The following is a 21,862-nucleotide window of genomic DNA, read 5'->3' as shown; positions in this document are numbered from 1 at the left end:
GGTGGTGTGGTCAGACCACACAGTCTAGGCTCGCCGACGTGAGAGTCGCGCTGTTCGTCACGTGCCTGGTCGACGGGCTGTTCCCGGACGTCGGCAAGGCCACCGTCCGGCTGCTGGAGCGGCTGGGCCACGAGGTGGTCGTCCCGAGTGCCCAGACCTGCTGCGGGCAGATGCACATCAACACCGGCTACCCCGGCCAGGCGCTGCCGGTCATCCGCAACCACGTCGAGGCGTTCGAGCACGCCGACGTGATCGTCGCGCCGTCCGGGTCGTGCGCGGGGTCGATCCGCCACCAGCACGCGGACGTGGCGCGCAAGCACGGGGACGCGAAGCTGGCCGAGGCCGCGGCGGCCACGGCGACGCGCACCTACGAGCTGTCCGAGTTCCTGGTTGACGTCCTGAAGGTCACCGACGTGGGCGCGTACTTCCCGCACCGCGTCACCTACCACCCGACGTGCCACTCGTTGCGGGTGCTGAAGGTGCGGGACCGCCCGCTGACGCTGTTGCGCGCGGTCGAGGGCATCGACCTGGTCGAGCTGCCCGGCGCCGAGACGTGCTGCGGGTTCGGCGGCACGTTCGCGCTGAAGAACTCCGACACGTCCACCGCGATGCTCGGCGACAAGATGAGCGCGGTGCTGAGCACGAAGGCGGGCGTGCTCACGGCGGGCGACTCGTCGTGCCTGATGCACATCGGCGGCGGCCTGAGCAGGCTGCGCAGCGGCGTCCGCCCGCTGCACCTGGCGCAGATCCTGGAGCACACCCGATGACGTTCCTCGGCATGCCCACCGGCGGCGGCAACCTGACCGGCGCGCCGTTCCCGAAGGCGGCCCGCGAGTCGCTCGGCAACGCCCAGCTGCGCCGCAACCTGGCCAAGGCCACCACCACGATCCGCGCCAAGCGGGCCAACGTCGTCGGCGAGCTGCCCGACTGGGCGGAGCTGCGCGCGGCCGGCGCGGCGATCAAGGACGAGGTGCTGGCGAACCTGGACGAGCACCTGGTCCGGTTCGAGGAGGCGCTGACGAGCCGGGGCACGCAGGTGCACTGGGCGCGGGACGCCGACGAGGCCAACCGGATCATCACCGGGCTGGTCAAGGCCACCGGCACGCGCGAGGTCATCAAGGTCAAGTCGATGGCGACCGTCGAGATCGGCCTGAACGAGGCGTTGGCGGACGTCGGCGTGCATGCGGTGGAGACCGACCTGGCCGAGCTGATCGTGCAGCTCGGCAAGGACCGGTCGAGCCACATCCTGGTGCCCGCGATCCACCGCAACCGGTCGGAGATCCGGGAGGTGTTCCGGCGCGAGATGCCGGGCGTCGACCCGGACCTGACCGACGACCCCGGAGCACTGGCCGAGGCGGCCCGCAAGCACCTGCGGCAGAAGTTCCTGACGGTGGACGTGGCGATCTCGGGCGCGAACTTCGGCGTGGCCGAGACGGGGTCGCTGGTCGTGGTGGAGTCCGAGGGCAACGGCCGGATGTGCCTGACCCTGCCGCGGACGTTGATCAGCGTCGTCGGCATCGAGAAGCTCGTGCCCCGCTGGCAGGACCTGGAGGTGTTCCTGCAGCTGCTCCCCCGCTCGTCCACGGGCGAGCGGATGAACCCGTACACGTCGGTGTGGACGGGTCCGACCGAGGGGCAGACCAGCCACGTCGTGCTGGTCGACAACGGGCGGACGGCCACGCTCGCCGACCCGGACGGCCGGGCGGCGTTGCGCTGCATCCGGTGCTCGGCGTGCCTGAACTCGTGCCCGGTGTACGAGCGCACCGGCGGCCACGCCTACGGCTCCACCTACCCCGGCCCGATCGGCGCGGTGCTGTCGCCGCAGCTGACGGGCGTGGACAAGAACCCGACGCTGCCGTTCGCGTCGTCGTTGTGCGGCGTCTGCTACGACGTGTGCCCGGTGGCGATCGACATCCCGTCGATGCTGGTGCACCTGCGCGCGCGGGTGACGGAGGCCAAGCCGACGACGCCGGAGTCGACCGCGATGCGGGTGCTGGCGTGGGCGATGTCGGACGCCCGCCGGTGGCGCCGCCTCGTGCGGCTGGGCAAGTTCGGCCGGGTGGCGAGCAGGCACGTGCCGCTGCCGGGCTGGTCGACCGCCCGGGACCTGCCGCAACCGCCCAAGGAAACGTTCCGCGACTGGTGGGAGTCCCGATGAGCGCCGCCCGTGACGAGGTCCTGGCCAGGGTGCGGCGGGCGAAGGGCCCCCGCGATCCCGCCCCCGTGCCGCGCGACTACCGGGCGGCCGGCAGGCGCGGCCCGGGTGACCTGGACGTGTTCGCCGAGCGCCTGCGGGACTACCGGGCACGGGTCCGCGTCGTCCCGGCGGACCGCGTGCCCGAGACGATCGCCGAGGCCCTGAGGGAACGCGGCGCGCGCCTGGTGGTCGCCGCCCCCGGCACCCCGCCCGCGTGGACCGAATTGTCGTACCCCGTCGGTAGAATCGAATTCAGGGTTCCCCTGGGCGGGGACCTCAGCGAAGCCACGGGCGTTGCGGTCGGCGAGGGCGGCGAGCCTGGCCGGAACGCCGAGGACAGCACCGGTGGGCAGCCTGGCGAAGACCACAGCGCACCCGCCGGCGCACACCCCGGCGGAGCCGCGGGCGGGGATCGCAGCGGAGGCGCCAGCGGGCAGCCCGGTGACGCGGGCGGGGACCTCGGCGAGGGCTCGTGGGAGGTCATCCGCACGGCCGTCGACGTCGCCACCCTCGAACGCACCGACGCCGTCGTCACCGCCTGCCACGTGGCCGTCGCCGAGACCGGCACGATCGTCCTCGACCACGACGCCGCCGACCAGGGCCCGCGCGTCCTCACCCTCGTCCCCGACTACCACCTGGTGGTCGTGCGGGCGGACCAGGTGGTCGCCGGGGTGCCGGACGCCATCGCCGCCCTGGCCGGCGTGCGCACCCAGACGTGGATCAGCGGCCCGTCCGCCACGAGCGACATCGAGCTGGAACGGGTGGAGGGCGTGCACGGTCCCCGGACGCTCGAAGTGGTGATCGCGACCTGATCCAGGCACGCCCTCCCACACTCTGGACGGAGCTGACCAGAAACGCGAGGGCCGCTAGGATCGGACACCCGACGAGAGGCGCTGCAACGGGTGACGAGCCCGCCACGCTCGGCGGGCCTCGGAACACCGCAAGGGCGCCTCCCACGATGGGAGGCCGCGTGTCGGAAAACGCCCTGCGAGAGCTGTTCGACCAGCGGGTCGCGGTGTTGGACGGCGCCTGGGGCACGATGCTCCAGGGCGCCGGGCTGTCACCGGCCGACTACCGCGGCGACCTCCTCGGCGACCACACGCACGACGTCACGGGCGACCCGGACCTGCTCAACCTCACCCGCCCGGACGTGGTGCTCGACGTGCACCGCCGGTACCTCGCGGCGGGCGCGGACATCACGACGACCAACACGTTCACGGCGACGGGCATCGCGCAGGCCGACTACGGCCTGGAGAAGCTGGTGCGCGACATGAACGTGCGCGGCGCGCAGCTGGCCCGCCAAGCCGCCGACGAGGCCGGTGGCGCGGCGGGCGGCAAGTTCGTCGCCGGGTCCGTCGGCCCGCTCAACGTCACGCTCTCGCTGTCGCCGCGCGTGGAGGACCCGGCCTACCGGGCGGTGACGTTCGACCAGGTCCGGGCCGCGTACGCGGAGCAGATCGCCGCGCTCGCGGAGGGCGGGGTCGACCTGCTGCTCATCGAGACGATCTTCGACACGCTCAACGCCAAGGCCGCGATCGCCGCCGCCCGCGAGGTCGCGCCGCACCTGCCGCTGTGGATCTCGGTCACCATCGTGGACCTGAGCGGCCGGACGCTGTCCGGGCAGACCGTCGAGGCGTTCTGGAACTCCGTCGCGCACGCCGACCCGCTGATCGTCGGCGTGAACTGCGCGCTGGGCGCGGCCGAGATGCGGCCGCACATCACCGAGCTGTCGCGGATCGCGGGCACGTACACGGCGAGCCACCCCAACGCGGGCCTGCCCAACGCGTTCGGCGGCTACGACCAGACCCCGGACGAGACGGCGTCGCTGCTGCACGAGTTCGCCGAGGACGGCGTGGTGAACATCGTCGGCGGCTGCTGCGGCACGACGCCGGAGCACATCGCGCGCATCGCGACGGCGGTCAAGGACATGCGGCCGCGCCCGGTCGCGAAGGTGCCGGACCGGACCCGGTTCAGCGGGTTGGAGCCGTTCGAGATCGGCGCGGACACCGGGTTCGTGATGATCGGCGAGCGCACCAACGTGACCGGTTCGGCGAAGTTCCGCCGGTTGATCGAGAGCGACAACTACCAGGCGGCCGTGGACGTCGCGCTGGAGCAGGTGCGCGGTGGCGCGAACCTGCTGGACGTGAACATGGACGCCGACCTGCTCGACAGCGAGCGGGCGATGACGACGTTCCTCAACCTGATCGCCACCGAGCCCGAGATCGCCCGCGTGCCGATCATGATCGACAGCTCGCGGTGGAGCGTGCTCGAAGCCGGGCTGAAGTGCGTGCAGGGCAAGGGCGTGGTCAACTCGATCAGCCTGAAGGAGGGCGAGGAGCAGTTCCTCGCGCAGGCCCGCCGCATCCGCGACTTCGGCGCGGGCGTCGTGGTGATGGCGTTCGACGAGAAGGGCCAGGCCGACACCGCCGAGCGCAAGGTGGAGATCTGCGGGCGGGCGTACGACCTGCTGACGGGTCAGGCGGGCTTCCCGGCCGAGGACATCATCTTCGACCCGAACGTGCTGGCCGTCGCGACCGGCATCGCCGAGCACAACGGGTACGCGAAGGCGTTCCTGGACGCCGTCCCGCTGATCAAGGAGCGGTGTCCGGGCGTCCGGATCAGCGGCGGCATCTCGAACCTGTCGTTCTCGTTCCGCGGCAACGACACCGTGCGCGAGGCGATGCACTCGGCGTTCCTGTTCCACGGCGTGCGCGCGGGGCTGGACATGGGCATCGTCAACGCCGGTCAGCTCGCGGTGTACGAGAACATCCCGAAGGACCTGCTGGAGCTGGTCGAGGACGTGCTGTTCGACCGCCGCCCCGACGCGACGGACCGGCTGGTGTCGTTCGCCGAGACGGTGTCGGGCTCGGGCACCAAGCGCGAGGTCGACCTGTCGTGGCGCGAGGGCACGGTCGGGAAGCGGCTGGAGCACGCGCTGGTGCACGGCATCGTGGACTTCATCGTCGAGGACACCGAAGAGGCGCGGCTGCAGGCGGCACGTCCGCTGGACGTGATCGAGGGTCCGCTGATGGACGGCATGAAGGTCGTCGGCGACCTGTTCGGCGCGGGCAAGATGTTCCTGCCTCAGGTGGTGAAGAGCGCGCGGGTGATGAAGCGCGCCGTCGCGCACCTGGAGCCGTACATGGACGCGGAGAAGGAAGCCTCCGGCTCCACCCGCGGCAACGGCAAGGTCGTGCTGGCCACGGTGAAGGGCGACGTGCACGACATCGGCAAGAACATCGTCGGCGTGGTGCTGGGGTGCAACAACTACGACGTGGTCGACCTGGGCGTGATGGTGCCCGCGGCGAAGATCCTCGACACGGCGATCGCCGAGAACGCGGACGCGATCGGCCTGTCCGGGCTGATCACGCCGTCGCTGGACGAGATGGTGTCGGTGGCGGCGGAGATGCAGCGGCGCGGGATGAAGCTGCCGCTGCTGATCGGCGGCGCGACGACGTCGCGGCAGCACACCGCGGTCCGGATCGCGCCCGCGTACGACGCGACCACGGTGCACGTGCTGGACGCGTCGCGGGTGGCGGGCGTGGTGTCGGCGCTGCTGGACGAGGAGCGCGCCGAGGAGCTGGGCGTGGCGACCCGCGTGGAGCAGCAGCGGTTGCGCGAGGAGCACGAGAACCGGCAGAGCACGCCGATGCTCACGGTGGAGCAGGCGCGGGCGAACGCCGAGGCGGTGTCGTTCGAGGAGCTGCCGACGCCGGCGTTCACCGGGTTGCGGGTCGTGGAGCCGTCGTTGGCCGAGCTGCGCGAGATGATCGACTGGACGTTCTTCTTCCTGGCCTGGGAGCTCAAGGGCAAGTACCCGAAGGTGTTGGAGAACCCGGTCGCGCGTGACCTGTTCGAGGACGCGAACGCGATGCTCGACGGGATCGTCGCGGACGGGTCGCTGTGGGCGAAGGGCGTGTACGGCTTCTGGCCCGCGCACTCCGAGGGCGACGACATCGTGGTGGACGGGCGGCGGCTGCCGATGCTGCGCCAGCAGACGCAGAAGCCGCAGAGCAGGCCGAACCGGTGCCTGGCCGACTACGTGGCGCCGGAGGGCGACCACCTGGGCGGGTTCGCGGTGGCCATCCACGGCGCGGAGGAGCTGGCCCGGCGGTACGAGCAGGAGCAGGACGACTACAAGTCGATCATGGTGAAGGCGTTGGCGGACCGGTTGGCGGAGGCGTTCGCCGAGTACGTCCACCTCCAGGCGCGGCGGGACTGGTTCGAGCCGGACGCCGACCCGGCGCTGGAGGACCTGCACGCCGAGCGGTTCCGCGGCATCCGGCCCGCGTTCGGCTACCCGGCCAGCCCGGACCACAGCGAGAAGCAGGACCTGTTCTCGTTGCTGGAGGCGGAGAAGATCGGCCTGGCGTTGACGGAGTCGTTCGCCATGACGCCGGCGGCGGCGGTGAGCGGTGTGATCTTCGCGCACCCGGAGTCGCGGTACTTCACCGTGGGCCGGATCGGGCGTGACCAGGTGGAGGACTACGCGGCGCGGCGCGGCATGCCGGTGGCGGAGGTCGAGCGCTGGCTGCGGCCGAACCTGGCCTACGAGCCCGAGGCGTGATCCGGGAGGCCGCCCGGTCCTGCCGGCCACGGGTTCCGTCGTCACGAAACGCGGGCTGATCGACGGCCTGCGCTGCGGCGCGCGGAAGTGGTCAGAGGTCAAGGGGCGGACTGATCACCAGCCGCCGGTCCACGGCCTCCACCAGCCGGTCGGCATGGGCGGGCACGGTGACGCGCGCCCACTCGCCCAGGGCGTCGAGGAACCCGAGCAGGTCTCGCCGGACGTCCTCGAGGAGTCCCGGCAAGGCGTCGCGCTGAAGGTCGACGTGCGGCCCGGTGAACCCGGGGTTGGTCAGGTCCTCGTCGCACCAGACGCGCACCACAGGGCCGAGTTGCTCCACCTGGACGTCCGGGCTGTGACCGAGCCAGATCACCCGGCCGGCGAGCACGTCCACCCAGTCTCGCCACTCCTCCAGGCCGACGCAGCAGCCCGGTTCGACCACGACCCCGTCCGAGGTGATCCGGAGGCCGCCGGGGACGCTGAAGTGGTCGTCGTCGTAGGCCAGGAAGGCGTCGACCGCCTCGGCCGCGTCCACCGCCTCGGCCACGTCGTCGACACGGCCGATCAGCGCCCAGGCCAACGCGCCGACCTCCCCCGGCGTGGGCGTGCGTGAGACGGCCGGGTGGAACGGCCCCGGCTCGACGGCCCAGAACGGGCACTCCACGACCACCCAACGCTCCAGCACCGGAACCATCGTGACCATGTGGCCATTGTGGGCGGTGCGGCAACCCGATTCGCCGTCAGACGACGAAGGTCCCGCCACCCGGGTCGGGCAGCGGGACCTTCCACCAGGCCGAACTAGACGGTGACCGGCTCGCGGTCCTCGACGGGGCGCTCGGTCTTGCGCGCCTGGCGGCGCTCCTTGCGGCCCTCGACCATCGAGTACAGCGTCGGCACCAGCACCAGGGTGAGCAGCGTCGAGCTGATCAACCCGCCGATCACCACGATCGCCAGCGGCTTGCCGATGAACGCGCCCTCGCCGGTGATGCCCAGCGCCATCGGCAGCAGCGCGAAGATCGTGGCCGCGGCGGTCATCAGGATCGGCCGCAACCGCCGCCGGCCGCCCTCGACCACCGCCTCCCGCACCGGCATCCCGTCCCGCCGGTACTGGTTGACCAGGTCGATCAGCACGATCGCGTTGGTCACCACGATCCCGACCAGCATCAGCATGCCGATCAGCGCGGGCAGGCCGAGCGGCGTGCCGGTGAGCAGGAGCAGGCCGATCGCGCCGGTCGCCGCGAACGGGATGGACACCAGCAGGATCAGCGGCTGCACCAGGCTGCGGAACGTCGCCACCATGATCAGGAACACGATCGCGATGGCCGCGAGCATGGCCAGGCCGAGGTCGGCGAACGTCTCGGCCTGGTCGGCGCTCACGCCGCCGAGCTCGTGCGTCGCCCCGGCGGGCAGGTCCAGCGCGTTCAGCCGCGACGTCAGGTCCGCGGTCACCGCGCCCAGGTCGGACCCGGTGGCCTTGGCGGAGATCGTGGCGCTGCGCGCGCCGTCGGTGCGGCGGACCTGCACCGGACCGTCCACGACGGACACCTCGGCGACCTGGCCGAGCGTGACGCCGCCGGGCAGCGGCAGCGCGCGCAGGGCGGTCACGTCGGCGGGGGCCGTGCCGGTGCGCAGCACGATCCGCTGGGACCGGCCGTCGACCGGCAGCTCCGCCACCGGCACCCCGCGCAAGGCCTGCGCGGCGAACTGGCCGATGGTCTGGCCGCTGAGCCCCCGTGCCGCCGCGGCCTCCTGGTTCACGGCGACCTGCACGCGCGGCGCGCTCACCGACAGGTCGTTGGTGACCTCGCCGACGCCGGGCGCGCCGGCGACGGCCTCCCGGACGCGCTCGGCGGCGTCCCGCAGCGTCGCCTCGTCGGGCGCGGTGACCAGCACGTCGATGGTGTCCGAGCCGAAGCCGGACGCCGCCGCGCCGAACGCCACCTCGCCCGCGCCGGCGGTGTTCGCCAGCCGCTCGGTCAGCCGGTCCTGCACGGCTTCCAGGTCGGTGCCCTCGCGGACGGTCGCGCGGACCCGGGTGTCGCCGTCACCGCCGAACCCGAACGCGGCCAGGCTGTTGTCCGTGCCGATGGTGACCTGGTAGGTCTCCACCTCCTCGGTCTCCGCCAGCACGCCCTCCAGCTTGCGCGCCGCGTCGTCGCGGGCGGCCAGGCTGGTGCCGGGCGGCATCTTCTGGGTGCCCTGCAACGCGGTGCCGCCGCCGTTGTCGATGAAGTTGGTCTCCAGCGAGCCGGCCAGGCCGAGCGTGCCGCCGAAGATCAGCACCGCGATCAGCAACGTCACCCAGCGCCGCGTCGTGGCGAACCGCAGCACGGGCACGTAAGCGCGCTGCAACGGGCTGCGCTTCTCCTTCTCCAGCGCCGCCTGGAGCGCGCGCTCGGCGGCTTCCGGGTCGGTGGGCACGGCCGGGCGCTTCAGGAACCAGAACGCCAGCACCGGCACGATCGTCAGCGACACCAGCAGCGACGCGAGCAGCGCGACGGTGACCGTGATGGAGAACGGCCCGAACAGCTCGCCCGCGATGCCGCCGACGAACGCGATCGGCAGGAACACCGCGACCGTGGTCAGCGTGGACGCCGTCACCGCCCCCGCGACCTCGCGCGTGCCGTCGAGCACGGCGCGCTCCTTGTCCTCGCCGTACCCGAGGTGGCGCTTGATGTTCTCCAGCACCACGATCGAGTCGTCCACCACCCGGCCGACCGCGATGGTGAGCGCGCCGAGGGTGAGCAGGTTGAGCGACAGGTCGCCGGTGTAGAGGGCGATCAGGGCGACCACCACGGACAGCGGGATGGACACCGCCGTCACCAGGGTGGACCGCACCGACAGCAGGAACAGCAGGATCACGATCACCGCGAACAGCAGGCCGAGCAGGCCCTCGGTGGTCAGGCCGCTGATCGCCTTCTCCACCTCGGGGCCCTGGTCGAACGCGACGGTGAGGGTGGAGCCGGTGGCCTCGCCCCACTCGCCGAGGCGGTCGCGGACCTGGCGGGAGATCTCCACCGCGTTGCCGTCGGACGTCATGGTGACGCTGACGCCGAGCGTGGCCTGGCCGTCGGTGCGGGTCAGCACGGTGGCGGCGGCGGGCCCGGACTCCACCGCGGCGACGGCGCCGAGCTTCACCGGGCCGGCGGGTGAGGCGAGCACGAGGTCGCGCAGGTCCTCGACGGACCCGACCGGGCTGCCGATCTGGACGGTCAGCGTCTTGTCCGCGTCCGGCACGGTGCCCGCGGGCACGACGGCGCCCGCCGAGGTGAGCGCGGCGGTCAACGCCTGCGGGTCGACCCGGGCCGCGCCGAGCTTGGCGTAGTCGACGGTGACGGTGACCTGGCGGTCCCGTTCGCCGCTGACGGTGGCCTCGCGCACGCCGGGGATGGCTTCGAGGTCGGGCACGACCTCGGCGCGCAGCCGGGCCGCGGCGGCGAGGTCGTCGTCACCGGTGGTCGCGGCGAGCGCGATGACCGGGATGTCGTCGGTGCTGCCCTGGGCGACGGTCGGCTCGACGCCCTGCGGCAGGCGCGGCTGCAGCCGGTTCACGGCCTGCTGCATCTGGGCCACGGCGGCGTCGACGTCGGTGCCGTAGGTGAACATCACCTGCACCGTCGCGGAGCTCTCGGCGGAGCGGGTGAGCACCTGCTCGACGCCGTCGACGCCGCGCACGGCGGCCTGGATCGGCTCGGCGACCTGGCTGTCCACCAGGTCCGGCGACGCGCCGGGGTAGGGCGCGATGACCACCGCGGCGGGCAGCTCGATGGACGGGAAGAGCTGCTGCTTGATCGAGGGCAGCGTGAACACGCCGAAACCGATCACGAGCAGGCTCAGCAGCCCGACGAGGCTTCGGTTGGCCAGGCTCAGTCGAGCCAGCACGGACATCGTGGGAATCTCCTTGGTGAGCGGACCTGCCGACGCGTGGCGATCGGCGGGGGCCGACGACCGGACGACGCGCGGGGGCGCCGCGGGCGGATGCGACGAACGCTCGCACACGGAACCTGAGAACAGGCTCAGACATGGGTTGATTCGCCGACCGCCCACCTGCGGTCTGACCAGCGTCAACACTGTCCGCGGCCTCGCCGTCGCGGCCAGGTGATCTTCATCACGAGCGATCTTCGAGCGGTCCTCGACGGACCCCGGGACCGGTCCTCGGACGCCGCGGAGGCCGGGGGACGCGCCCCCGGCCTCGGGCTTCCACGACGGCGTTCCCTGCCGGACGCCCTTGGGGTCGGCCGCCACCGCGGAAGGGCCGCCGGGGCGTGGCGCCCGGTGACCCGACTGCATTACGCGGGCGGCGTGCCGCCGGGTTCAGCGGCCCGGTTCGGGGTTCCGCAGTGCGGTGCGGCCGGTGTGCCGCAGCCACAGCAGGCCGAGCACCGGCAGCACGAGCGGCACGAACCCGTAGCCGCCACCGAAGTCCGACCAGACGGTGGCGTCCGGGAACGCGTCGGCGAACACCAGGCTCGCCGCGCCGACCACCAGCACGCCGGCCAGCTCGACGCCGCACGCGAGGTAGGCGATCCGCCGCGGCACCGCGCCGGCCAGCGCGGCCGTCGCCACCACGTACACGGCGGCCGCGAACGCGGACAGCGCGTACGCCAGCGGCGCGTCGCCGAACCGGGTGGCGATCTGGACCGCCGACCGGGCCGCGGCCGCGAGCGCGAAGATGCCGTACACGGCGATCAGCAGCCGTCCCGGACCGGACCGGGTGGCTTCCGCGAGCCGGTCACCCATGCCCGGCCCAGACCTGGTTGAGCCGCAGGATCATCACGGGCACGCTCAGGCACGCCACCGCCAGCGTCCCGGCGCCCCACCGGGACCGCTCCGCGAGCGACCAGAACGCGCCGAGCGGCAGCACCACGGCCGCCCCGATCAGGTAGCCGACGAACGTCGCGCGGTCGAGCTCCCGGTCGGCGCCCAGGACGTTGACCACGCCGACGACCGCCTGCGCGAGCAGCCCGACTTCGAGCAGCACGACGACGGCGGCGAGGCCGAGGGTGGGCTTGGTGGCGAGCGTGATGGGCCGGTCCGCGATCATCAGCACCAGCGACCACAGGGCCGCGACGAGCGCCACGACCGTCAGCGCGGTGGCGAGGACTTGGATCATCTGGACTTCCCGGTCGGACGGCGAGCAGCGAACGGCAACCTACTCCGCGCCCGGACCGCGCCCGCGCGAAGCCCCGCGTGGTGCTCCGCATGCGACCGTGCGTGCTGCCCGGCCTGCAGGCCTGCGTGCGGCCGTGCGTGCGGCCTTGCGTGCGGCAGGGCGTGCGGCAGGGCGTGCGGCAGGGCGCCGCTACCGCCCCAACGGCTCCCCCGCCAAGGCCGGCCCGGTGACCACGACGGTCGCGCGCGGGTTCGCGACGGCGTCCGCCACGCGCGCCACCACCTCGTCGAACACGGGGTCGTCGTAGTAGTCGCTGTGCCCGCGCAACGGCGAGGCGACCATGTCCGGGTCGGGGTCGAGGAACTCGGGGTCGCGCAGCCGGACGTCGTTGCCGCACCGCACGCCCCACAGCTTCGCGCCCGCCGCCACCGGCTCGTCGTCGGTCTTCGGCCACACCTGCACCGGCCCGCCGAGCGGGTCGGTCAGCCGGTGCAGGTTCCACCACCGGTCGCCGAGGTCGTGGTGCAGGCGGGTCAGCTCGGCGTGCCCGAGGTAGTGCGGGAACAGCCGCGAGTACGCCCACTGCAGCTGCGAGCCGTAGGTGACGAGGCCGACCCGCCGCAGCGCCGCCGCCGCGTCCGCCTGCCTGATGTACCGCTCGCCGTCGGCGGGGTCGGGCCGCTCGCTCTCCCGGCGCAGCAACGACAACGCGGCGACGCACACCACGCTCCCCTGGCTGTGCCCGGACAGCACGACCGCGCTCACGTCGTGGTGCCCGGCGAGCCGGACGGCGCGCGAGGTCAGCTCGATGGTGGCCCTCCCGCCGTAGGGCGGCGGGCAGATCGGGTGCGCCAGGCGCGGCCAGAACGCCACCAGATCCCAGACGATGCCGACGGCTGTGCGCATGCGGGGGCTCTGCCACGTCCGCACACCCAACAACAACAGCACCACGACGAGTCCGGACACGACCAGGCTGCCCAACGCGCCGAGTTCGCGCGCGGGCAGGCTCGACAGCCACTCGGCGAGCCCCGGCGCGGGCGCGGACCGCCAGTCCGGGTGCGCCAGCCGGGCCAGCGCGACACCGCCGCCCGCCGCCACCAGCACGCCGCCGAGCAGCGCGACCGCGCCGAGCAGCCAGTGGTAGCGGTACTTGCCGGAGGCGAGCCGCTGGTGGAACGCGACCTTGCGGACGCCGGGCCGGTCGGGCCGCCCCGGGTAGTCGGCCAGCACGCCGTCGCGGACCGCCGCGCCGATCGAGTGCCGCAGGCAGGAACCCACGCCGACGACGTACAGCAGACCCGCCACGACGGCCGCCGCCCAGAACGCCCAGCCGGGCACGGACGTCCACCGCAGCAGCACGGCGACGCCCGCCGCCAGCGACCCGGCGGCGAACCACGACGCGCTCGACACCTGCCGCACCATCGCCGCCACGACCGGCGCGACGAGCAGCGGGAACGCGATCGCCAGCACGCCCCACAGCCCGGCGCCGACCAGGTAACCCGTGCCCAGCACCAGCCCCGGCCGCCCCGCCTCCGGCACCGGGTCGCCGACCCAGTCGACCACCCGGTAGGCCAGCCCGCCGCTGAACCCGACCGCCAGCGTGGTCGCGACCGCCGCGATCACCACGGCCCCGTAGCCGTGCCACATCGGCCGGAACCTCTTGTCCGCCACCATCAACTCGACACCGCGCGGCGCGTGCCGCATGCGCACGCACGCCACGAACAGCGCCACCAGCAGCACCACCGCCAGTGCGGACAGCACGTTGGTCACCACCTCGAACCCGGCCAGCGGCGTCACGGACCCGGTCGCGCCCACCGGCAGCCGCCACAGGACCGCGGTCGCCACACCGGCCGCCACCAGCAGGTACACCGCCGACGTCCACTTCAGCGCCCGCGAGTTCACCTCCCGCCGGTCCGGCGACATCACCACGCAGCCGACCGCCCACAGCAGCACCAGCACGCCCACGCCGACGACGGACCACGACAGCGCGTCCGACGGCCGGCCCGGCTGCGCCGTCCGCAACGCGCCCGCGTACAGCACGCCGACCACCGCGCACGCCGCCGCCACGTGCGCGTCACGCAGCACCGGCGTGCGCGGCGACGTGTGCCAGAACGCGTAGTCGCCCAGGCTCCCGGACCGGGTCTCCCACACGTGGTGGGTGCCCTTCGGCTCGTACAGGAACGTCTGCCGGCCGAACCACCACAGCACGGTGATCACCAGGCCCGGCGGCACCGCCCCGACCAGCAGCATCGCGCCGAACGGCCAGCCGGCGAAGAACCCCAGGCGCTCCGCGCGGCACGCCGCCGTGCCCGCGCACTGCCGCACCAGCAGCTCCAGCGAGACGTACGCGGTGGCGGTGACCAGCATCGCCGTCAGCACCAGCCCGAGCAGCCGCAGCACCGCCTCGGCGAACCGGTTCGCGCCGAGCAGCGCGTACCGGGCCAGGTTGAGGATCGCGAACGGGATCAGCACCAGCCACAGCGCCCGGCTCGCGCCGCCCGAGGTGAACCGGCCCCAGTGGAACGCCTCGACGGTGCGGGTCCGCCCGCTGGACGGGGCGCGCGCCGGCGTGCCCGCCCGCAGGAACCGGGCGACGTCGTCACCGGCCACCGGGGTCGGGTACGGGTCGCCGAGCATCGTTTCGGGCGGGGTGCCCGACACCCCGTGGACCCGCAGTTCGACGACGTCCTCGGGACGCATGCTCTTCCCCTGCCGTAGTAGCCGTGGGGTGTTGCCTACCGGATCGCCCGACCGGGGTAGGCCGTTTCGGTCATCGAGCCACCCGGTCGGGGCACCACGGGGCTGGTGAGAGCATCGTGGGTGACGCCCGGCCGCCGATCGCGACCGGGCGGACCACGGCCACGACCCGAAAGGCTGCCCACGGTGACCAAACCCGCCCGCCGCGACCCGAGCAAGCTCGTCGACGCCTCCGGGTTCCGCGAGTTCGTCCAGCACGGCTGGGGCCCGGCCGACCGCGCCGCGCGCGTCGCGCCCGGCGCCGCCAAGGCCGCCGCCGCGCACCGGGAACGGCTCAGCGCCGCGCTGCCCGGCGCGCGGATCGCGGTGGCCGCCGGCTGGGCGCCGGTGCGCTCGAACGACACCGACCACGGCTTCCGGCCCGACAGCGACTTCTCGTGGCTGACGGGCTGCTCCGCCGAGGGCGCGGTGCTGGTCATGCACCCGGTCGGGGGCGGGCACGACGCCGAGCTGTTCCTCCGCCCGCCGGCCGGGCCGGACGAGCCGGACTTCTTCGCCAACGCCCGCGACGGCGAGCTGTGGATCGGCCCCGTGCCCGGTCTCGCCGAGTGGACGGAGGCGCTGGGCGTGCGCTGCCGGCCGCTGCACGAGCTGCCGTCGGCGTTGCGCGGCAGGCTGCCCGCCGTGCACGCGACGGCGGGCGTCGACCCGCTGCTGGACGCCTTGGCGGGCGCGGACCACACCGCCGAGCTGCGGACCGTGCTGGCCGAGCTGCGCCGGATCAAGGACGACTGGGAGGTCGGCCAGCTCCAGGCCGCCGTGGACGCCACCGTCCAGGGCTTCGCCGACGTCGCCGCCGAGCTCCGGACGGCCGTGAAGGGCGGCGGCGAGCGCTGGTTGCAGGGCACGTTCGACCGGCGCGCCCGCACTGCCGGCAACGGGCCGGGTTACGCCTCGATCGTGGCCGCCGGTCCGCACGCGCCGGTGCTGCACTGGGTGCGCAACGACGGCCCGGTGCCCGAGGACGCCGTGCTGCTGCTCGACGCGGGCGTGGAGCTGGAGACCCTCTACACCGCCGACATCACCCGCACCCTGCCCGTGTCCGGCCGGTACAGCCCGGCGCAGCGGCAGGTGCACGAGCTGATCGAGCGGGCGTCGGTGGCCGCGCTGGCGGCGGTCCGGCCGGGCGCGGCGTACCGCGACTTCCACACCGCGGCCATGCGCGTGCTCGCCGAGGGCCTGCACGACTGGGGCCTGCTGCCGGTGTCGGTGGACGAGTCGCTCGACCCGGACGGCCAGCACCACCGCCGCTACATCACGTGCGGCGTCGGCCACTTCCTCGGGCTGGACGTGCACGACTGCGCCAACTCCCGGTCCACCGCCTACCACGAGGGCACGCTGGAGGTCGGCATGGCGCTGGCCGTCGAGCCGGGCCTGTACTTCCACCCGAACGACGAGACCGTGCCGCCGGAGCTGCGCGGGATCGGCGTGCGGCTGGAGGAGAACGTCGTGGTGACACCGGAGGGCAACCGGGTGCTGTCGTCGGCGCTGCCCCGCGACGTCGCCGGGCTGGAGGCCTGGGTGGCCGCCGCCGGCCGCTAGGGATTCGTCCCGGAGCTGGGGCGGGCCCGCCCGCCCCAGCGAGGTCGGCGGGCCTCATCGCCTCCGCAGGCGCACCGACGTGATGGCGTGGTGCTCGACCTTCAGCACCTCGACCGTCCAGTCCGACACGGTGACCCGGTCTCCCGGCGCGTCCGGGATGCGGCCGAGCAGGACCAGGACCAGGCCCGCGATGGTGGCGTAGTCGCCCGCGGGCGCGTCGGGGAGCTCGACGCCGATGTCGGTCAGGTCGTGCATCGGGAACGTGCCGGGCAGCACCATCGACCCGTCCGCGCCGCTGCGCACGGCCATCACGTCGCGGTCGGTCTCGTCCAGGATCTCGCCGACGACCTCCTCCAGCAGGTCCTCCAGCGTGATGATCCCGGCCACCGCGCCGTGCTCGTCCACGACCAGCGCCAGCTGCTCGCGCGCCGCCTTGCAGCGCCGCATGGCGTCGGACACCCGGACCGTGTCGGGGAACACCAGCGGCGACCGGGTCACGTCGACCAGGCGGACGCCGTCGTCGAGCAGGTCGCGCAGGTGCACGACGCCGACGACGTCGTCCAGGTGCCCGCCCTTGGCGACGGGCGCGCGGGAGTGGCCGGAGCGGGCCAGCTCGGCGCGGGCGGACGGCACGTCGAGGTCGGCGTCGAGGGTGACCACCGCGCGGCGCGGCACCAGCACCTCGCGCAGCCGCCGTTCGGTGATGTCCAGGGCCCCGGTGATGATCCGGTGCTGCTCGGGGTCGAGGCCCTGCTGGACGGAGACCAGCTCGCGCAGCTCCTCCGCCGACATCTGCTCGGACTCCGCGTCGGGCCGCCCGCCGAACATGCGCACGACGACGTTCGTGGACGCGCTCAGCGCCCACACCACCGGCCGGGACGCCGTCGACAGGGCGTGCAGCGGCCGGGCCACCAGCAGCGCCCACGGCAACGCGTACTGCATCGCCAGCCGCTTCGGCGCCAGCTCGCCGAGCACCAGCGTCAGGAACGTCAGCACGACCGTGACCAGCGCGATCGCGGCCGCGTTGGCCCCGCCGCCGAAGAACGACAGCGCGGGCACCAGCGGCTCGGCCAGGGACACGGCCGCCGTCGCCGAGGCGAGGAACCCGGCCAGCGTGATGCCGACCTGGATGGTGGCGAGGAACCGGTTCGGGTCGCGCGCGAGGCGGACCAGCGTCCGCGCCGCGGGCCGGTCGTCCCGTTCGAGCGACCGCAACTGGCCCTCGCGCACGTTGATCAACGCCATCTCGCTGCCCGCGAAGACCGCGTTGAGCAGCACCAGCACCGCGACCAGCGCGAGTGTAGATCCGTACCCGTTCACACCCCCTCCGTACCCCGCGCGACCCGCGACCTACCCACGACCGGCGCCCGTGGCCGCCGGGGGTCTGCCGGTGGCGAGGGCACGGCCGCTCGTCGTCAGTTCGGTGGCCACCCGGTCCACCGCACGGGTGAACTCGGCGTCGTCGCAGTTCCAGTCGGTGAGCTTGACCAGCAGCCAGCCCCGCCAGGCGTCGACCAGGCGGGCGAACACATCGGTGCCCTGCGGGGTGAAGCGGTACCGGCCGTCGTCCTCGGTGAGGTAACCCCTGGTCAGCAGCTGCCGGGCCACGGGCTCGAACACGCCCGCCGGGACCTTGGTGGCGTCGGCCAGGCGGTCGAGGGTGGCGTGGCCGTGCTCGACGCTCTGCCGGAACACCCGCACGACCAGCCACGCCTGGGCGTGCGTCAGCGGCACGTCCGACGTGGTCAGCACCTCGGGGGTGGGGTCGCGGCGCTCCCGGCTGACGATGAGCGCGACCAGCCTCTCCAGCCCGTGCTCGGAGTCGGCGTCCTGGGGCGCGGCGAAGTTCTCGCCGACACCGGTCGCGGCGGCGCGGGCGGTGTCGCGCAGCGGCACCTCGCGCAGGAACAGGGCGACCACGAACGCGACCGCGGCGACCGGCGCGGCGGCGAGGAAGACGGTCTGCAGCGTGTCCGCGTAGGCCGCGACGATCGGCGCCTTCAGGTCGTCCGGCAGGGCGTGCAGGGCGCGCACGTTCGAGGCGACGGCCGGGTCGACGCCGGGCGGTGTCGCGGCGGCGAGGTTGCCCGGCAGGTTGCCCGCGTACACCGTGCCGAAGACCGCCACGCCGAACGAGCTGCCCAACGTGCGCAGGAAGCTCACGCCGGACGTCGCCACGCCGAGGTCTTCGTAGCTGCTGGTGCTCTGCACGACCACCATCGCGACGGGCATGCACATGCCGACGCCCAGCCCGAGCACGAGCATGGACGCGGACGCCTGCCAGAACGACGTCTCCGGCCCGAGCCGCGACAGCAGGAGCAGTCCCGCGACCATGAGCGCACTGCCGACCAGCGGGAACACCCGGTAGCGGCCGGTCTTGCCGATCACGTGGCCGGTGGTGACCGAGGCGATGAGCAGGCCGACGACGAGCGGCAGCATCTCCAGCCCGGACCGGGTGGCGGACGCGCCGTGCACGTACTGGAGGTAGGTCGGCAGGAACGTGACGCCGCCGAGCATGGCGAACCCGACGACGAAGCTCAGGGTCACGCACACCGTGAACACGCGCCCGCGGAACAGCCGCATGGGCAGCACCGGTTCCGCGGCACGCGTCTCGACCAGCACGAACAGGCCGAGGGCGACCAGGGAGCCGAGGGCCATCCAGACGATCGTCGCCGAGCCCCACGGGTACTCGACGCCACCCCAGCTCGTGACGAGCGTCAGCCCGGTCGCGGCGAGTCCGATCAGGAGGATGCCGAGGTAGTCGATCCGCGGGCGGGCGCCGCCGCGCGACCCGGGCAGGGCCGCCGCGCCGACCGCCAGGACGACCAGGCCGAGCGGCAGGTTGACGTAGAACGCCCAGCGCCAGCTCAGGTGGTCCACGAACAGGCCGCCGAGCAGCGGGCCGACCACCGTGGCGACGCCGAACACCGCGCCGATGAACCCCTGGTACTTGCCGCGCTCGGCCAGCGGCACGACGTCCGCGATGACGGCGGCGGAGGTCACCATGAGCCCGCCCGCGCCGAGGCCCTGCACGGCGCGGGCCAGGATGAGCCACGTCATCGAGTCGGCCCAGCCGCACAGGAACGAGCCGACCAGGAACAGCGCGACGCTCGCCAGGAACGCCCGCTTGCGGCCGAACAGGTCGCCGAACTTGCCGATCAGGGCGGTCATGATCGTCTCGGCCAGCAGGTAGGACGTGACCACCCAGGACAGGTGCCCGCCGCCGCCGAGGTCGCCGACGATGGTCGGCAGCGCGGTCGCGACGATCGTCTGGTCGAGCGCCGCGAGCAGCATCCCGAGCATGATCACCGCGATCACGGCGCGCCGGGCGCCGGGTCCGACCTCGGCCCGCTCCACCCGTTCGGCCTGCTCGACGCGCTCGACCACGTGGACCTCCCGGACCGACGATAAAACCGGCGCCACCGGCCCGCCCGCTCACGCGTCCACGCCCGGGTGACAGGCCGTGCCCGAATCCGGGCACGGCGTTTGGCCTGGTGGTTGGGTGGTGACCATGCTGGAGCGCGTGAGGGACGAGGTTCCGGAGGACCTGCTCCGGCACGTCGTCAGGACGACCGGCCTGCCGCCCGCGCTCGCCCGGCGGGTGGTGTCGGACGTCATGGGCTACTTCGTCGAGACGGCGGAGGAGTACGTGCTGCGGCGGCACGCGGAGCTGCGGCGCGACGGGCTCGGCAACGCGCGGATCTGGGCCCTCCTCCTGGAGGAGCTGGACGTGCGGCCGGTCGCCGCGCCGCCGCTGTCCGAGCGCCGGCTGCGCCGCATCGTCTACGGCTAGCCCGCGCACCACACCTACGGCTGAGGGAGATCACGGAGCATGTGCGGAATCGTCGGATACGCCGGTCCCCGGGACGCGGTGCCCGTGCTGCTGGAGGGCCTGCATCGGCTGGAGTACCGGGGGTACGACTCGGCGGGCCTCGCCGTCGCCGACGAGGACGGCGGGCTGCGGGTCGTCAAGACCGCCGGACGGGTCGGCGACCTGCGCCGGGCCGTGCCGGACGGCACGGCGGGCGCGACGGGCATCGCGCACACCCGGTGGGCCACCCACGGCGAGCCGAGCGACCGCAACGCCCACCCCCACGTGGACGCCGCCGAGCGGATCGCGATCGTCCACAACGGAGTCTTCGAGAACTCCGACCGGCTCCGCGCCCGGCTGGTCGCGGAGGGCGTCGACCTGCGCTCCGACACCGACAGCGAAGTCCTCGCCCACCTCGTCGCCCGCAGCACCGCCGACCGGCTCGAAGACGCCGTGCGAGAGGCGTTGGCGCAGGTCGAGGGCACGTACGGGGTGATCGTGATGGATGTCGAGCGGCCGGGCGAGCTGGTCGCCGCGCGCCGGGGCAGCCCGGTCGTGCTCGGCGTCGGCGAGCAGGAGATGCTGATCGCCTCCGACGTCACCGCGCTGGTCCGCTTCACCCAGCAGGTGATCTTCCTGGACGACGACGAGATCGCCACCGTCACCGCCGGCGGCTACCGGACGTCCACGATGGACGCCCGCTCGACCACCCGCTCCCCCACGTCGATCGACGTCGCGAGCGCCGAGTACGAGCTGGGCGAGCACCCGGACTTCATGTACAAGGAGATGCGCGAGCAGCCGGACGCGGTGGACCGGTGCCTGCGCGGGCGGCTGGACCACCGGTTCTCGTCGGCCCGCCTCGACGGCGTGGGCCTCACCCCGCAGGACTACCAGCGCATCCGCCGGGTGAAGCTGCTCGGCTGCGGTTCCGCGTACTACGCCGGGCAGCTGGGCGCGCAGCTCGTCGAGGAGCTGGCCCGCATCCCGGCCGACGCGGAGCCCGCGTCCGAGTTCCGGTACCGCAACCCGGTCGTGGACCCCGACACGCTGTACGTCGCGATCAGCCAGTCGGGCGAGACGCTGGACACGCTGGCCGCCGTGCAGGAGTTGAAGCGCAAGGGCGGTCACGTGATCGGCGTCGTCAACGCGGTCGGCAGCACGATCGCCCGCGAGTGCGGGCACGGGATCTTCCTGCACGCGGGCCCCGAGGTGTCGGTGGCGGCGACGAAGTCGTTCACCACGATGGCCGTCGCGCTGGCGTTGCTGGCGCTCGACCTCGGCCGGGTGCGGGACCTGTCGATCACCGAGGGCCGCCGGCTGGTGGACGGCCTGTCCCGGCTGCCGGACCAGCTCGCGCGGATCCTCGCGGCCGAGGACGAGGTGGCGCGGATCGCCCGGAAGTACGCGGACGCGCGGCACATGTTCTTCGTCGGCCGGGTCCGCGGCTGGCCGGCGGCGCGCGAGGGCGCGCAGAAGCTGAAGGAGGTCTCGTACGTGCACGCCGAGGCCTACCAGGCGTCCGAGCTGAAGCACGGGCCGCTGGCGCTGATCAACCCCGAGATGCCGACCGTGGTGCTGGTGCCGGACGACGAGCTGCTGGCCAAGAACACCGCCACCATCGAGGAGATCAAGGCGCGCGGCGGGCCGGTCATCGCGGTCACCGACGCCGACCTGCCGGAGGGACTGGCGACGGACGTCATCCGCGTGCCCAAGGCGCACGACGCGCTGGCCCCGATCACGTTGTCGGTGCCGTTGCAGCTGTTCGCCTACCACCTCGCGCACGCCCTGGGACGGGACGTCGACCGGCCGCGGAACCTGGCGAAGAGCGTGACCGTGGAGTAGGCGTCGGTCAGGCGCCGAGGGCAGCGCAGGCGT

Annotated in this window: 14 protein-coding genes; 7 read left to right on the top strand and 7 right to left on the bottom strand. The window is 73.4% G+C overall.

What is annotated here, in order from left to right; all coding sequences use genetic code 11:
* Positions 1–38 precede the first annotated feature (38 nt).
* From ACRAKH_RS12285 to metH, 4 genes are all read left to right on the top strand, one after another.
* Positions 39–767: a (Fe-S)-binding protein gene (locus ACRAKH_RS12285; RefSeq protein WP_380724229.1), complete on the top strand. Its 729-nt coding sequence runs from the start codon at positions 39–41 to the stop codon at positions 765–767.
* A complete protein-coding gene (locus tag ACRAKH_RS12280) occupies positions 764–2,158 on the top strand; it encodes a LutB/LldF family L-lactate oxidation iron-sulfur protein (RefSeq protein ID WP_380724228.1) in 1,395 nt (464 codons plus the stop codon). The genes ACRAKH_RS12285 and ACRAKH_RS12280 overlap by 4 nt, the downstream gene beginning before the upstream one ends.
* Positions 2,155–3,009: a LutC/YkgG family protein gene (locus tag ACRAKH_RS12275; RefSeq protein ID WP_380724227.1), complete on the top strand. Its 855-nt coding sequence runs from the start codon at positions 2,155–2,157 to the stop codon at positions 3,007–3,009. Before ACRAKH_RS12280 ends, ACRAKH_RS12275 begins: the two co-directional genes overlap by 4 nt.
* Before the next feature lie 158 nt (positions 3,010–3,167).
* Positions 3,168–6,764, top strand: coding sequence for a methionine synthase (metH, locus tag ACRAKH_RS12270; RefSeq protein ID WP_380724226.1), 3,597 nt, complete (start codon positions 3,168–3,170; stop codon positions 6,762–6,764).
* Between the two features lie 91 nt (positions 6,765–6,855).
* Here metH and ACRAKH_RS12265 read toward each other — a convergent pair whose 3' ends face one another.
* The 5 genes from ACRAKH_RS12265 to ACRAKH_RS12245 all read right to left on the bottom strand — a co-directional run bounded on the left by ACRAKH_RS12265 (position 6,856) and on the right by ACRAKH_RS12245 (position 14,577).
* Entirely contained in the window at positions 6,856–7,467 is a 612-nt protein-coding gene (locus ACRAKH_RS12265; protein WP_380724225.1) for a hypothetical protein, read from the bottom strand.
* A 95-nt stretch (positions 7,468–7,562) separates the two neighbouring features.
* The gene (locus ACRAKH_RS12260; RefSeq protein WP_447009821.1) at positions 7,563–10,652 is read right to left on the bottom strand and encodes an efflux RND transporter permease subunit; all 3,090 of its coding nucleotides are present in this window, start codon (positions 10,650–10,652) and stop codon (positions 7,563–7,565) included.
* Between the two features lie 426 nt (positions 10,653–11,078).
* Positions 11,079–11,504, bottom strand: a complete 426-nt coding sequence (locus ACRAKH_RS12255; RefSeq protein ID WP_380724223.1) for a hypothetical protein — start codon at positions 11,502–11,504, stop codon at positions 11,079–11,081.
* Complete coding sequence (locus tag ACRAKH_RS12250; protein ID WP_380724222.1) at positions 11,497–11,877, bottom strand: hypothetical protein; 381 nt, start codon at positions 11,875–11,877, stop codon at positions 11,497–11,499. The genes ACRAKH_RS12255 and ACRAKH_RS12250 overlap by 8 nt, the downstream gene beginning before the upstream one ends.
* A gap of 189 nt (positions 11,878–12,066) precedes the next feature.
* Positions 12,067–14,577 carry a hypothetical protein gene (locus ACRAKH_RS12245; protein WP_447009820.1) on the bottom strand — a complete coding sequence of 837 codons (2,511 nt, stop codon included), beginning with the start codon at positions 14,575–14,577 and terminating at the stop codon, positions 12,067–12,069.
* Between the two features lie 183 nt (positions 14,578–14,760).
* On the opposite strand from ACRAKH_RS12245, the gene ACRAKH_RS12240 reads away from it, so the two are divergent.
* Positions 14,761–16,176: an aminopeptidase P family protein gene (locus ACRAKH_RS12240; RefSeq protein WP_447009819.1), complete on the top strand. Its 1,416-nt coding sequence runs from the start codon at positions 14,761–14,763 to the stop codon at positions 16,174–16,176.
* Between the two features lie 54 nt (positions 16,177–16,230).
* On the opposite strand, the gene ACRAKH_RS12235 is transcribed toward ACRAKH_RS12240, so the two are convergent.
* The gene (locus tag ACRAKH_RS12235) at positions 16,231–17,496 is read right to left on the bottom strand and encodes a hemolysin family protein (protein WP_380725657.1); all 1,266 of its coding nucleotides are present in this window, start codon (positions 17,494–17,496) and stop codon (positions 16,231–16,233) included.
* Between the two features lie 30 nt (positions 17,497–17,526).
* On the bottom strand, positions 17,527–19,479 hold the full coding sequence (locus ACRAKH_RS12230; RefSeq protein ID WP_380725684.1) for an MDR family MFS transporter: 1,953 nt from the start codon (positions 19,477–19,479) through the stop codon (positions 17,527–17,529).
* A 220-nt stretch (positions 19,480–19,699) separates the two neighbouring features.
* Here ACRAKH_RS12230 and ACRAKH_RS12225 point away from each other — a divergent pair, with 220 nt between their 5' ends.
* Together ACRAKH_RS12225 and glmS are read left to right on the top strand one after the other, a co-directional pair.
* Positions 19,700–19,969 (top strand): hypothetical protein, encoded by a 270-nt coding sequence (locus ACRAKH_RS12225; protein WP_380725659.1) that lies wholly within the window; start codon positions 19,700–19,702, stop codon positions 19,967–19,969.
* 39 nt (positions 19,970–20,008) lie between these two features.
* A complete protein-coding gene (glmS, locus tag ACRAKH_RS12220; RefSeq protein ID WP_380725661.1) occupies positions 20,009–21,829 on the top strand; it encodes a glutamine--fructose-6-phosphate transaminase (isomerizing) in 1,821 nt (606 codons plus the stop codon).
* Positions 21,830–21,862: the final 33 nt, after the last annotated feature.

This window comes from Saccharothrix hoggarensis (assembly GCF_052936025.1).
The sequence above is the reverse complement of the archived record's forward strand: the minus strand, read 5'-3'. Positions and strand labels throughout refer to the sequence as shown.